Raw genomic sequence first — 12,804 nt, forward strand, 5'->3', positions numbered from 1 at the left:
TCTCCTGCCCGCTTTCCCGGGTCTTAAACACAACGACTTCACGGGCCTCGACTCTCGCATTTCGGGCAGCTCTCGCACGGGTTACGTGATTGTGACCCGATCCACATGCTGCCCGTTTTGCGGCGTTTGACACGTGCAAACCGCACATATCGCCGCCTCCTCGCGCGGAAGCACGCGCCCGCGTGATAACACATGACGCGCCCATACGTAACCCCGTCCGGCGATGCAATTTCGAATTTCCCTGGGTAAATTCAATTCGCATGACTGCCGCGCAAGCAGACCTGCAAATCGACCGTCCGAGAGTGGCCGACGGGGCCGCTCTGTGGCGGATAGCGAGGGATTCCGAGGTCCTCGACCTGAACTCGTCCTACAGCTATCTGCTCTGGTGCCGGGACTTCGCCGCCACCTCGGCCGTCGCCCGCGACGGGCACGGCGTGCCGGTCGGCTTCGTCACCGGCTACATGCGGCCGGACCGGCCGGACACCCTGCTCGTGTGGCAGGTGGCGGTGAACCGTGCCTACCGTGGACGGAGGCTCGCGGCTTCTCTGCTCGACGGACTGGCCGCCCGGACCGTCGCGGAACGCGGGATGACAACCGTGGAGACCACCATCTCACCCGACAACACCGCGTCCCAGCGGCTGTTCACCTCGTTCGCCGAGCGACACGGCGCCCGGCTGGAGCGCGAGGTGCTGTTCGGCACCGACCTGTTCCCCGACGGGCCGCACGAGCCCGAGGTCCTGTACCGCATCGGCCCCCTGTCCGCAGCCCGCTGACCGACCGGCTGCCCGGACGGCCCGGCACCCCTGGCCGTCCGGCCCTGAGACTTCCCGGCCGGGACCTCACCGGTCCCCCGGATCCGTACGACCTTCCTCTCCCACCCTCATCCCACGAGGAGCGATTTCGTCGTGACCATCACCCAGCCCGACCTCAGTGTCTTCGAGACCGTCGAGTCCGAGGTGCGCAGCTACTGCCGCGGCTGGCCCACCGTCTTCGACCGCGCGCTCGGCAGCCGCATGTACGACGAGGACGGCCACGAGTACCTCGACTTCTTCGCCGGAGCGGGCTCGCTCAACTACGGGCACAACAACGCCGTGCTGAAACGCGCGCTGATCGACTACCTGGAGCGGGACGGCGTCACGCACGGGCTCGACATGTCGACCACCGCCAAGCGCCGCTTCCTGGAGACGTTCCAGAACCTGGTGCTCCGCCCGCGTGACCTGCCGTACAAGGTCATGTTCCCCGGCCCGACGGGCACCAACGCCGTGGAGTCCGCGCTCAAGCTGGCGCGGAAGGTGAAGGGACGCGAGTCGATCGTGTCGTTCACCAACGCGTTCCACGGCATGTCGCTGGGCTCGCTCGCCGTGACCGGCAACGCCTTCAAGCGGGCCGGCGCCGGCATCCCGCTGGTGCACGGCACGCCCATGCCGTTCGACAACTACTTCGACGGCACCGTCGAGGACTTCCTGTGGTTCGAGCGGCTGCTGGAGGACCAGGGCTCCGGCCTCAACAAGCCGGCCGCCGTGATCGTCGAGACGGTGCAGGGCGAGGGCGGCATCAACGTCGCCCGGGCCGAGTGGCTGCGCGCCTTGTCCGAGCTGTGCGAACGCCAGGACATGCTGCTGATCGTCGACGACATCCAGATGGGCTGCGGCCGTACCGGTGCCTTCTTCTCCTTCGAGGAGGCGGGCATCACGCCGGACATCGTCACCGTCTCCAAGTCGATCAGCGGCTACGGCCTGCCCATGGCGCTGACCCTGTTCAAGCCCGAGCTGGACGTCTGGGAGCCGGGCGAGCACAACGGCACCTTCCGCGGCAACAACCCGGCCTTCGTCACGGCGACCGCCACGCTGGAGGCGTACTGGGCCGACGGGTCGGCGATGGAGAAGCAGACCCGCAAGCGCGGCGAGCAGGTCGAGCAGCACATGATCGCCATCACCGAGGAGAACCTCGCCGACATCAAGGAGTACCGGGGCCGCGGCCTGGTCTGGGGCCTGGAGTTCCACGACAAGGAACGCGCGGGGAAGGTCGCGGCGCGCGCCTTCGAACTCGGGCTGCTCATCGAGACGTCCGGCCCCGAGAGCGAGGTCGTCAAGCTGCTCCCGGCGCTCACCATCACGCCCGACGAGCTGGACGAGGGCATGAAGACCCTCGCCCGGGCCGTGCGCGAGACCGCCTGACGGCACCACTGCTTCCGGCGCCTTCGGCCCGCGCGGCCGAGGGCGCCGGGGACCCTTGCACACCCTTCACCTAGGAGGCATCGCAACACCGTGATCGTCCGTTCGTTCAAGGAGATCGAAGGCACCGACCGGCACGTGAAGTCGGCGTCCGGCACCTGGGAGAGCAAGCGCATCGTCCTGGCCAAGGAGAAGGTCGGCTTCTCCGTCCACGAGACGATTCTGTACGCGGGTACGGAGACGTCGATGTGGTACGCGAACCACATCGAGGCCGTCGTCTGCACCAAGGGCGACGCCGAACTGACCGACCGCGAAACGGGGAAGACGTACCACATCACGCCGGGGACCATGTACCTCCTGGACGGCCATGAGCGGCACACGCTCAAGGTCAAGGAGGACTTCCACTGCATCTGCGTCTTCAACCCGCCCGTGACCGGACGGGAGGATCACGACGAGAACGGCGTCTACCCGCTGCTCACCGAGGAGGTGTGAGTCACCGTGACCACCACGACCACGAACGTCACCGACCTCTATCCCACCCGCGGCGCCACCGAGGTGGCAACCCCCCGGCAGGACCCGGTCGTCTGGGGCTCCCCGGACACGCCCGGCCCGGTCTCGGCCGGTGACCTGCAGGCGTTGGACCGCGACGGTTTCCTCGCCGTCGACCAGCTCATCGGACCGGACGAGGTCGACGTCTACCGGCGCGAGCTGGAGCGGCTCACCACGGACCCGGCCATCCGCGCGGACGAGCGCTCGATCGTCGAGCCGCAGTCCAAGGAGATCCGGTCGGTCTTCGAGGTGCACAGGATCAGCGAGGTGTTCGCCAAGCTGGTGCGCGACGAGCGCGTGGTCGGGCGGGCCCGGCAGATCCTCGGCTCGGACGTCTACGTCCACCAGTCCCGGATCAACGTCAAGCCGGGCTTCGGGGCCAGCGGCTTCTACTGGCACTCGGACTTCGAGACCTGGCACGCCGAGGACGGCCTGCCGAACATGCGCACCATCTCGGTCTCGATCGCGCTCACCGAGAACTACGACACCAACGGCGGTCTCATGATCATGCCGGGGTCGCACAAGACGTTCCTCGGGTGCGCGGGGGCCACGCCGAAGGACAACTACAAGAAGTCCCTGCAGATGCAGGACGCGGGGACGCCGTCCGACGAGGCGCTGACGAAGATGGCCTCCGAGTACGGCATCAAGCTGTTCACCGGCAAGGCCGGCTCGGCGACCTGGTTCGACTGCAACTGCATGCACGGGTCGGGCGACAACATCACGCCGTTCCCGCGCAGCAACGTGTTCATCGTGTTCAACAGCGTGGAGAACACGGCGGTCGAGCCGTTCGCGGCGCCGATCCGGCGGCCGGAGTTCATCGGGGCGCGGGACTTCACTCCGGTCCGGTGACCCCGCTCCGCCGGGGGTCCGGGGGTCGTCCCCCGGAGAACACCGCATCGGGGCGCGGGACTTCACCCCGGTGAGGTGACTCCGCTCGGCCGGAGGGTCCGGGGGTCGCCCCCCGGAGAACACCGCATCGGGGCGCGGGACTTCACCCCGGCCCGGTGACCCCGCTCGGCCGGGGATCCGGGGGTCGCCCCCCGGAGAACACCGCATCGGGGCGCGGGACTTCACCCCGGTGAGGTGACCCCCATCCGAACCCGGGCAGGGGCCTTCTCGTGTGGGACGGGAGGCCCCTGCCCGATGCTGTCCCGGCCCGGCTGTTTGTCCCTGCCGCCTCCGGCCCGGCCGTCTCAGCCCGCCAGCACGTCCAGCAGCCGGTCGACGTCCGCCGCCGTGTTGTAGAGGTGGAACGCGGCCCGCAGATGGCCCGCCCGGTCGGAGACCTGGACGCCGGCCCGGCTCAACTCGCCCTGCCGGTGGCCGAGCCCGGGCACGGAGACGATCGCGGAGCCCGGCGCGGGCACCGGCTCGTGCCCCAGGGAGCCCAGCCCCTGCCGGAACCGGTCGGCGAGAGCGGTGTCGTGGGCGTGTACGGCGTCCACGCCGAGTTCCTCGATCAGGGCCAGGGAGTGCCGGGCGCCCGTGTAGGAGAAGAGGGCCGGGCTCTCGTCGAAGCGGCGTGCGGAGTGCGCGAGTTCCTCGACGGGGCCGTAACAGCTGTCCCAGGGGCGCTCACCCGACGCCCACCCGGCGAACAGCGGCGTCAGTCCCGCCGACTCTCCCAGGTCCTCCGGTACGACGAGGAAGGCGACGCCACGCGGGCAGAGCACCCACTTGTAGGCGACGGCGGCCACGTAGTCGAAGTCGTCCGCGGCCAGCGGCAGCCACCCGTTGGACTGCGAGACGTCGACCAGCGTCCGAGCACCGTGCGTCCGTGCGGCGTCCCGCAGCGCCGCCAGGTCGGCGATCCGCCCGTCGGCGGACTGGACGGAGCTGACCGCGACGAGCGCGGTCTGCGGACCGACCGACTCCGCGATCCGCTCCAGCGGCACGCTGCGCACCTTCAGGTCGCCGCGGGTGTACAGGGGGTTCACCAGGGAGCTGAAGTCGGCCTCCGCGGTGAGGACTTCGGCGCCCGCGGGCAGCGAGGCCGCGACGAGCCCGCTGAACGTGGCGACGGACGCACCGGCCGCGACCCGGGTGGCGGGCACCCCCAGGAGCCGGGCGAAGGCGGACCGGCTCGCCTCGACGTCGGCGAACATGTCGAGCGGCTGCCCGGCCGCCGCGGACGCCGCCGCGTCACGCATCGCGACGAGGGTCCGGGCGGGGAGCAGGCCGGTACTGGCGGTGTTCAGGTACGTGGTCTCCGGGGCGAACTCGGCACGGACGAGGTTCTCGAAGCTCTCCATGAGGCCACTGTGCCGCCCGGCGACCTACCCGTCCATCACGTATTCCTACGCGGTTCCTCCAAGGAACGCTTATGCGACTGCCGCCACCTGGAGTTTCAGTTCCGGGGCACCGCGCACCCGTCCGGACCGCACGCCTCGGCGCCCCCGTCGTCGATCAGCTTCAGCGGTGTGCGCTCGCCCCACGCCTGCGTCAGCGCCTGGGCGAAGACCTCGGCGGGCTGGGCGCCGGACACGCCGTACTTCCGGTCGAGCACGAAGAACGGCACGCCCGTGGCCCCCAGCTCCGCGGCCTCGCGCTCGTCGGCGCGCACCTCGTCGGCGTAGGCGGCGGGGTCGGCGAGCACCGCGCGGGCGGCGTCCGCGTCCAGCCCGGCGGCGACGGCCAGCTCCACGAGCCGCTCGTCGTCGTTGAAGACGGAGCGCTCGTCGGCGAAGTTGCCCCGGTAGAGCGCGTCCAGCAGCGCCTCCTGCCGTCCCTGCTCCTTGGCGAGGTGCAGCAGCCGGTGCATGTCGAAGGTGCTGCCGTGGTCGCGGTCCCGGGTGCGGTAGTCCAGTCCCTCGGCGGCGGCCTGCGTACCGAGGTTGTCCTCACCGGCCTGTGCCTGGGCCTCGCTCATGCCGTACTTGGCGGTGAGCATCGTCAGCACGGGCTGGACGTCGTCCTTGGCCCGCCCGGGGTCCAGCTCGAACGACCGGTGGACCACCTCGACGCCGTCACGGTGCGGGAAGGCCGCGAGCGCCTTCTCGAAGCGGGCCTTGCCCACGTAGCACCACGGGCAGGCGATGTCGCTCCAGATCTCGACGCGCATGTCTCGGCTCTTCTCCAGGTCGTACGGGTGCGGAGGCCCTCTCCGCCTCGTACGTGAACGTTCAAGCAGCGGGGCTCATTCCCCCGGCACGCGATACCGCAGGAACAGGTGGTGGTCGCCCTCGGCGGGCGGGTTCTCCGGGTCGGGGACCCAGCCCCGGCGGGCGTAGAAGGCCTGGGCGCGCCGGTTGTCGACGTGTACGTCCAGGACGGCCGTCCGCCTGGCGTCGGCGTGCCACTGTTCGACGCAGGCCGTGTGCAGGGTGGTGCCGATGCCGGTGCGCCAGTGGCCGGGGTCGACGTGGAACTGGAACAGCTTGACCGTGTCCGCCGGGCCGTCGTCCGGGACCCGGAAGGAGGCGATGCCGACGAGGCCGCCCCGTTCCACGGCGCACAGCACGTGCCCGTCGGGCCGTTCGACGGCACTGCGCCACACGGCCACCCAGTCGACGCCGTCGTCGGGGAGCCCGTCCGGGTAGTACGTCGCCCTGGCCCGGGCGTGCAGGGCGGCGACGGTCTCCGCCTCGGCGGGCAGGACGGTACGGATCACCCGGCTTCCGGTCACACGTTCGCTGATCATGCAACGCAGGACGCGGAAGCCGGGCCTCACGGTTGCGTCAGCTGCCGTCGCGCAGGTCCGCCGGCCAGGCCGGCCGGAACTCCAGGTGGTCGTACGTCACCTCGCACCCCTCCCCCACCGGCGCCTGGGCGAGGAAGCCGACCAGGGCCGCGCCGGTCTCCTCCTCGTCGCCCAGGGTGAACAGCCGGACGAAGGTCCAGCGCTCGCCGTCGAGGGAGGCGTGGAAGGCGAAGGCCCGTCCGGTGCGGCTGACCCGCAGCCAGACGGAGTTTCCGTCCACGGTGAAGGAGTTGACGTCGTCGGAGTGCCCCCGGGTGACCACCGTGCAGACGGTGGGCACGTCCGGGGAGTACTCCAGGCACAGCTTGGCCCAGGCCCGTTCGCCGACGTGGACGTAGAGGACGCCGGCGTCGAAGGCGCCCTTGAAGCCGACCGTGACGCGGGCGATCAGCTGGAAGTCCCCGTCGGGCGGACCCAGCAGTCTCGGCGCGTCGGACGTGGGCTCCAGTGCCTCCCCGGTCGGCGGCACGAAGCGGTCCTGCCGGGGGCCGGCCGATCCGGTGAGGACACCGTTCTCGTAGGACCAGGCCCCGTCGGGGCCGTAGGTGCGGAGGGGGAAGGGCAGTTCGGGAAGTTCCAGGTCCATCGGTCGATCCTCTCGGGGCGGGTGTACCTGCTCGGGGGCGCGGAGGCGCGGGGCCGCGTCGGGCCGCGGCTCCGCCGCGTGGGCGCGAGCGGCCACCGCGGTGCCGCGGCCCGCGAAACGGTGCCGCGGCCCGCGCACCACCCGCGCCCCGACGGCGCTACCGCTCGAGCACCCCGTTGAACCGGCGGGGCAGCCCCAGCGGATTGCCGTCCCGCAGCTCGGCGGGAAGCAGCGCCTCGGGCGTCCCCTGGTACGCGACCGGCCGCAACCACCGCTCGATCGCCGTACCGCCCACCGACGTGGACGTCGACGTCGTCGCCGGGTACGGGCCCCCGTGCTGCTGGGCCGCCGCCACGGCGACCCCCGTGGGCCAGCCGTTCACCAGCACTCGTCCCGCGAGCGGCGTGAGCTCCGCGAGGATCTCCGCCCCGCGTCCCTGGCCCGCCGCCTCCTCGGCGGAGAGCTGCACGGTCGCCGTGAGGTTGCCCGGCAGCCGGGACAGGACTCCCCGCACCTCGGCCTCGTCCTCGTAGCGGGCCACCACGGTGACCGGTCCGAAGCACTCCTCGAGGAGCAGGTCGTGCTCGCCCTGCTCCGTCAGCCGCCCGGCCGGCACGGTGAGGAACCCGGCGGCCACGGTGTGCTCGCCTCCCGAGCCCGGCGTCACCGGGCAGTCCACGTCGGGCAGCGCCGCGCGTTCGGCGACGCCGGCGACGAAGTTGTCCCGCATGCGGTGGTCGAGCAGCACGCCGGCGTCGGTGTCGCCGACCGCGTCCGTGAGGGACTTGACCAGGCCGTCACCGGCGGCGCCCGACGGCACCAGGACCAGGCCGGGCTTCACGCAGAACTGGCCGACGCCCAGCGTCATCGAGCCGGCCAGCCCGGCGCCGATCGCCTCCGCCCGCTCGGTGGCCGCCGCCTGGGTGACGACGACCGGGTTCAGCGAACCGAGCTCGCCGTGGAAGGGGATCGGGACCGGCCGCGCGGCGGCGGCGTCGAACAGCGCGCGGCCACCGCGGACGGAACCCGTGAAGCCGGCGGCGGCGACCAGCGGGTGCTTGATCAGTTCGATGCCCGCCTCGAAGCCGTGCACGAGGCCGACGACGCCCTCGGGGACGTCGTGCCGGGCGGCGGCCCGGCGCAGCACCTTGGCGACCAGCTCGGACAGGGCCGGGTGGTCGGGGTGTGCCTTGACGACGACCGGGCAGCCGGCCGCGAGGGCGCTCGCGGTGTCACCGCCGGGGACGGAGAAGGCGAAGGGGAAGTTGGAGGCCGAGTAGACGGCGACGACACCCAGGGGCACCTTGTAGCGGCGCAGGTCCGGGATCGGCGGGGTCGCGGTGTCGTCGGGGTGGTTGATGACGACGCCGAGGAACTCGCCCTCGTCGACGATGTCGGCGAAGGCCCGCAGCTGGTAGCAGGTGCGGGCGAGTTCGCCGGTGAGCCGGACCGGGCCGAGCGCGGTCTCCGCGTCGGCCGCCTCGACGAGGGTGCTCTCGGCCGCCTTCAGCTCGTCGGCGGCGGTGCGCAGGAAGGCCGCGCGGACGGTGCGGTCGGCGAGGGCGTCCCGGGCGGCGTGCGCGGCCCGGACGGCGGCGTCCACCTCCTGGGCCGTGGCTTCCACCGCGACCTGCTCGCGCTGCTTCCCGGTTCGGGGGTCGACACTCCAGACTGGTGCTGCTGCCACCGCGGGTCCCTCCACGTGCTCTGCATCGGACGTGCTGCGCATCGGACTCGTTCGATATACTGAACGCTGTCTCTGATGATGAATATGCTGTTGGAGACTATTTCCCGTCGAACGAAGGGGTCAAGGGCGATGTCGGCTGGCGAGACGGGAGGCGGAGCGCAGGTCAAGTCCGCCGTACGGACGGTTGAACTGCTCGAGTACTTCGCCGGACGCCCCGGTATGCACTCCCTCGCGTCGGTCCAGGAGGCCGTCGGCTATCCCAAGTCCAGTCTCTACATGCTGCTGCGCACACTGGTCGAGCTGGGCTGGGTGGAGACGGACGCCACGGGCACGCGGTACGGCATCGGCGTGCGGGCGCTGCTGGTCGGCACGTCGTACATCGACGGCGACGAGGTGGTCGCGGCGGCGCGGCCGACGCTGGACCGGCTCTCCGACGACACCACGGAGACCATCCACCTGGCGCGGCTGGACGGCACGAACGTCGTCTACCTGGCCACCCGCCAGTCGCAGCACTACCTGCGGCCGTTCACCCGGGTCGGCCGCCGGCTGCCCGCGCACTCGACGTCGCTGGGCAAGGCGCTGCTGAGCACGTACGGCGACGAGCAGGTCCGCAAGATGCTCCCGGAGACGCTGCCCGCGCTGACCGAGCACACGATCACCGACCGGGAGAAGCTCATCGAGGAGCTCCACCAGGTGCGGGAGCAGGGCTTCGCCGTGGACCGCGAGGAGAACACGCTGGGGCTGCGCTGCTTCGGCGTCGCGGTCCCCTACCGGACGCCCGCCCGGGACGCGATCAGCTGCTCGGTGCCGGTGGCGCGGCTGACGCCCGCCCACGAACAGATGGTGAAGGACGCGCTGTTCGACGCGCGGGACCGGCTGATGCTGGCCACGCGTAGGCTCTGAGCCATGCACATCGCTCTGCGCGAGGTACACGACAGCGACCTGCCCGTCTTCTTCCGGCAGATGAACGACCCGGAGGCCCTGCGCATGGCGGCCTTCACCCCGGAGGATCCCGCCGACCGGGACGCCTTCGAGGCCCACTGGGCGAAGATCCGCGCGTCCTCCGACGTCGTGCGGACCATCCTCGGCGACGGTGACGTCATCGGCAGCGCGGCGGTGTACGGGGAGCCGGGCGAGCGCGAGGTGACGTACTGGGTCGACCGGGCGTACTGGGGGCGGGGGGTGGCCACCGCGGCGCTGCGGGCGCTGCTCGCCGAGGTGAAGGACCGCCCGCTGTACGCGCGGACGGCGGCCGACAACGATGGTTCGCGGCGCGTGCTGGAGAAGTGCGGCTTCGAGACGAGTGCCCGCGCCCGCGGGTTCGCCCGGGCCCGGGGCGAGGAGATCGACGAGCTCGTGCTCCACCTCGCGGACTGACCCGCTCCGCCGCGCGGCGGAGGCGGATCGTCGGTGCGCAGGACGTGCCCGGGGCGTCCGCGCGGGAGCGTGGAGGCATGACGCAGACGCTCGCATCCCGAGGAACCATCCCCGCCCCGGCGCCCGGTACCACCCGGGCCCGCCGGCTCCTGCGCGCCGTGGCCGTGCTCTCCTGCCTGCCCTATCTCGGGCTCAAGGCCGCCTGGATCGCGGGGAGTCGGGTCGGGATACCGGACGGCAGCGTCCTGCTGGACCACCGGGTCACCATGGCCCTGGCCAACGGGCTCACCCTGCTGCTGGACAGCTGTGTGATCGTGCTGGTCCTGGTGCTGACCCGGCCGTGGGGCCTGCGGGTGCCCGCGTGGCTGCTGGCGTTCCCCGTGTGGGTCGCCGGGGGGCTGCTCGCGCCGATCATGGCCGGGTTCCCGCTGCAGCTCCTCACCCGGGCGCTCGGTAGCAGCACCGCGACGGCGTCCGGCCAGGGGCGCGAGCCCTTCCTCGACGCATGGGTGTTCGGGGTCGTGTACACCGGGTTCATCGTGCAGGGACTCGCCCTCGGGGCGCTGTTCGTGTCCTACGCACGTGACCGCTGGGGTCATCTGTGGCGCGGGCGGGTGTGGGAGCTGCCGGCCGGCGTCGTCGGGACGCCGTACAAGGCCGTCGCCCTGGCCGGGGCGGTCCTCGCGTCGTTCCCGCTCGCCGTCCGGGCGTACTGGGCGTGCGGCGGCACGGCGGGACTCGGTGCCGCGGACCGCATCAGTGGCTTCCAGGCGCTGGAAGGCATGCACGTCGCGTTCCTGGCGGCGGCGGTCACCGGCACCCTGCTGCTCGCCTTCCGCCGAGCCCCCGCCCTGCCGGTCACGGTGCCCCTCGCCGCGACGTGGGTCTGTTCCGGCGCCGCGGCCTGCTGGGGCGGCTGGGTCCTGCTCGCCACGCTGCTGCCGGCCGGTGATTCCGCCGACAGCCCGACACGGCTGATGACGCTCGCCTACGCTGGCCAGATGATCGTCGGCCTCCTCCTCGCCTCAGTCGACGCCCATTTCCTCGCCCGGCGGTCGGCGACGGCCCGCACGCGGCCGTGACCGCACTCGCCCGGTTCCTGTTCGGCCGGCGGGCGCGCCTGCGGTGGATCCATCTGATCCTCGGCGGCGCGCTCGCCATGCCGTACGTCCTCGTCGGCTCGGTCGTCGTCGGCCCGGCCACCGGGGTCACGAACGTCTTCGGCTCCTTCTCCCTGCAACTGGCCTCGTTCGTCCTCGGGTTGCCGCTCGCGGCCGTCACCTCGCTGTTCCCGCTGACCCGCCCCCTGGAGTCCGGCGTCGTGCGGTGGCTGTGCGGCGTCGAAGCGGACCGGCTCGCCTTCGGACCCGCCCGGACGACGGGCGAGAAGGGGCGTACGGCGGCCTGGTTCACGCTGCACCTCGGCTTCGGCGGGATCATCGCCGGGATGTCCCTCACGGTGCCGCCTTTCGCGGTGGCGCTGGTCGCGCTGCCGTTCGTGCCCGCGCTGCGCGAGGACTGGGCGGAGCCGCCCGGTGTCCTCCACCACTCCTGGGCGCTCGCGCTCGCGCCGGTCGCGGGTGCCGCGATGCTGGTCGCGCTCGCCGGATGCGCCGCCGCCTGCGGCACGCTGCTGGCCCGCTGGGCGCCCGCGCTGCTCGGCGCGTCCCCCGAGGACCGCGTCGCGGCGGCCGAGGCCCGCGCCGCCGACCTCGCCGTCCGCAACCGGCTCGCGCGCGAGCTGCACGACTCCGTCGGCCACGCCCTCAGCGCGGTCACCCTCCAGGCGAGCGCGGCCCGCCGGGTCCTGGACACCGACCCGGAGTTCGTCCGCGAGGCCCTCGCCGCGATCGAGGACACCACCCGCCGCACCGTCGGTGAACTCGACGCCGTACTGGGGGTGCTGCGGGACGGCGACGCGCCCGGCACCGCGCCGGCGCCGACGCTCGCCACCGACCTCGACGGCCTGCTGCGCCGCGTCCGTGCGGGCGGACTGCGGGTGACGGCCACCGTCGCCGCCGACCCCGGGGCGCTTCCGCCGCTGGTCTCCCGCGAGGCGTACCGCATCGTGCAGGAGGGGCTGAGCAACGCGCTCAAGCACGCGGGCGGACAGGTCGCCGTGGCGCTGCGCGTCGATGTGCTGGACGATCACCTGCGGATCACCGTCGAGAACCCCCTCGGCGGGACCGGCGAGGCCCGCGCCCCGCGCCCCGCCGGTGGGCACGGCCTGCGTGGCATCGCCGACCGGGCCCGCCTGCTGGGCGGCGCGGCCGAGGCGGGCGCCGTCGAGGGGGTGTGGCGGCTCCACGTGCGGCTGCCGCTGAGGGGCGGCGCGTGACCGGCCGGACGGGACCGGGCGCCCCGCCCGCCGCCGGTGGCCCGCCCGGGGAAGACCGTCCCGCGGCCCGCCCGTGGGACATCGTTCCCCGCGCCTTGCGGAGGAACGTCCCGCAGCCCTGTGAAGGGCCGGCCCGCGGCCCGTCCCTGGAGCATCGTCCCGCAGCCCCCGTGGAGGGCCGGCCCGCCGGCGGGAGGCCGGGCGTCCCGCCCGGAGGAGGCCGCACGGCCTGCCGGTGCGGGACCGGGCACCCCTGCCGCACAAGCCGCACGAAACCGCACGCACCGTCCGAAGAACCCAAGCGCCCCGCCCGAACGATCCCGCACGCATCGTCCGAAGAACCCGAGCACCCCACCCGAAACGATCCCGCACGACCCACCCGAAGAACCCGAA

The 12,804-nt window shown here is 72.4% G+C and carries 13 protein-coding genes; 8 read left to right on the forward strand and 5 right to left on the reverse strand.

The window, feature by feature from the left end; translation table 11 throughout:
• Positions 1-260: 260 nt before the first annotated feature.
• From ectA to thpD, 4 genes are all read left to right on the forward strand, one after another.
• A complete protein-coding gene (gene ectA / locus ACP4J0_RS17040) occupies positions 261-773 on the forward strand; it encodes a diaminobutyrate acetyltransferase (RefSeq protein WP_426599523.1) in 513 nt (170 codons plus the stop codon).
• Between the two features lie 132 nt (positions 774-905).
• Positions 906-2,177 carry a diaminobutyrate--2-oxoglutarate transaminase gene (ectB, locus tag ACP4J0_RS17045; RefSeq protein ID WP_426599524.1) on the forward strand — a complete coding sequence of 424 codons (1,272 nt, stop codon included), beginning with the start codon at positions 906-908 and terminating at the stop codon, positions 2,175-2,177.
• 90 nt (positions 2,178-2,267) lie between these two features.
• A complete protein-coding gene (locus ACP4J0_RS17050; protein WP_217144727.1) occupies positions 2,268-2,666 on the forward strand; it encodes an ectoine synthase in 399 nt (132 codons plus the stop codon).
• A 6-nt stretch (positions 2,667-2,672) separates the two neighbouring features.
• Positions 2,673-3,572 carry an ectoine hydroxylase gene (gene thpD, locus ACP4J0_RS17055; protein ID WP_426599525.1) on the forward strand — a complete coding sequence of 300 codons (900 nt, stop codon included), beginning with the start codon at positions 2,673-2,675 and terminating at the stop codon, positions 3,570-3,572.
• Positions 3,573-3,916: 344 nt separating this feature from the next.
• Here thpD and ACP4J0_RS17060 read toward each other — a convergent pair whose 3' ends face one another.
• The 5 genes from ACP4J0_RS17060 to ACP4J0_RS17080 all read right to left on the reverse strand — a co-directional run bounded on the left by ACP4J0_RS17060 (position 3,917) and on the right by ACP4J0_RS17080 (position 8,696).
• Positions 3,917-4,975 (reverse strand): aminotransferase class V-fold PLP-dependent enzyme, encoded by a 1,059-nt coding sequence (locus ACP4J0_RS17060; RefSeq protein WP_426599526.1) that lies wholly within the window; start codon positions 4,973-4,975, stop codon positions 3,917-3,919.
• A gap of 95 nt (positions 4,976-5,070) precedes the next feature.
• Positions 5,071-5,784 (reverse strand): DsbA family oxidoreductase, encoded by a 714-nt coding sequence (locus tag ACP4J0_RS17065; protein ID WP_426599527.1) that lies wholly within the window; start codon positions 5,782-5,784, stop codon positions 5,071-5,073.
• A gap of 75 nt (positions 5,785-5,859) precedes the next feature.
• Positions 5,860-6,363 (reverse strand): N-acetyltransferase family protein, encoded by a 504-nt coding sequence (locus ACP4J0_RS17070; protein ID WP_426599528.1) that lies wholly within the window; start codon positions 6,361-6,363, stop codon positions 5,860-5,862.
• A gap of 37 nt (positions 6,364-6,400) precedes the next feature.
• The gene (locus ACP4J0_RS17075) at positions 6,401-7,009 is read right to left on the reverse strand and encodes a DUF1349 domain-containing protein (protein ID WP_426599529.1); all 609 of its coding nucleotides are present in this window, start codon (positions 7,007-7,009) and stop codon (positions 6,401-6,403) included.
• A gap of 157 nt (positions 7,010-7,166) precedes the next feature.
• Entirely contained in the window at positions 7,167-8,696 is a 1,530-nt protein-coding gene (locus ACP4J0_RS17080) for an aldehyde dehydrogenase (NADP(+)) (protein WP_426599530.1), read from the reverse strand.
• Between the two features lie 129 nt (positions 8,697-8,825).
• Here ACP4J0_RS17080 and ACP4J0_RS17085 point away from each other — a divergent pair, with 129 nt between their 5' ends.
• The 4 genes from ACP4J0_RS17085 to ACP4J0_RS17100 all read left to right on the forward strand — a co-directional run bounded on the left by ACP4J0_RS17085 (position 8,826) and on the right by ACP4J0_RS17100 (position 12,411).
• Positions 8,826-9,599 carry an IclR family transcriptional regulator gene (locus ACP4J0_RS17085; RefSeq protein WP_426599531.1) on the forward strand — a complete coding sequence of 258 codons (774 nt, stop codon included), beginning with the start codon at positions 8,826-8,828 and terminating at the stop codon, positions 9,597-9,599.
• A gap of 3 nt (positions 9,600-9,602) precedes the next feature.
• On the forward strand, positions 9,603-10,073 hold the full coding sequence (locus ACP4J0_RS17090) for a GNAT family N-acetyltransferase (RefSeq protein ID WP_426599532.1): 471 nt from the start codon (positions 9,603-9,605) through the stop codon (positions 10,071-10,073).
• Between the two features lie 77 nt (positions 10,074-10,150).
• Entirely contained in the window at positions 10,151-11,155 is a 1,005-nt protein-coding gene (locus ACP4J0_RS17095; RefSeq protein ID WP_426599533.1) for a hypothetical protein, read from the forward strand.
• A complete protein-coding gene (locus tag ACP4J0_RS17100) occupies positions 11,152-12,411 on the forward strand; it encodes a sensor histidine kinase (protein ID WP_426599534.1) in 1,260 nt (419 codons plus the stop codon). The genes ACP4J0_RS17095 and ACP4J0_RS17100 overlap by 4 nt, the downstream gene beginning before the upstream one ends.
• Positions 12,412-12,804 lie beyond the last annotated feature (393 nt).

This window comes from Streptomyces sp. WG7, assembly GCF_049975785.1.
GTDB lineage: Bacteria > Actinomycetota > Actinomycetes > Streptomycetales > Streptomycetaceae > Streptomyces.

Bases quoted from the DNA above. Each gene is read 5' to 3' on its own strand.
- ectA (WP_426599523.1), top strand. From the start codon at position 261: ATGACTGCCGCGCAAGCAGACCTGCAAATCGACCGTCCGAGAGTGGCC.
- ACP4J0_RS17060 (WP_426599526.1), bottom strand. From the start codon at position 4,975: ATGGAGAGCTTCGAGAACCTCGTCCGTGCCGAGTTCGCCCCGGAGACC.
- ACP4J0_RS17065 (WP_426599527.1), bottom strand. From the start codon at position 5,784: ATGCGCGTCGAGATCTGGAGCGACATCGCCTGCCCGTGGTGCTACGTG.
- ACP4J0_RS17070 (WP_426599528.1), bottom strand. From the start codon at position 6,363: ATGATCAGCGAACGTGTGACCGGAAGCCGGGTGATCCGTACCGTCCTG.
- ACP4J0_RS17075 (WP_426599529.1), bottom strand. From the start codon at position 7,009: ATGGACCTGGAACTTCCCGAACTGCCCTTCCCCCTCCGCACCTACGGC.
- ACP4J0_RS17085 (WP_426599531.1), top strand. From the start codon at position 8,826: ATGTCGGCTGGCGAGACGGGAGGCGGAGCGCAGGTCAAGTCCGCCGTA.
- ACP4J0_RS17090 (WP_426599532.1), top strand. From the start codon at position 9,603: ATGCACATCGCTCTGCGCGAGGTACACGACAGCGACCTGCCCGTCTTC.
- ACP4J0_RS17095 (WP_426599533.1), top strand. From the start codon at position 10,151: ATGACGCAGACGCTCGCATCCCGAGGAACCATCCCCGCCCCGGCGCCC.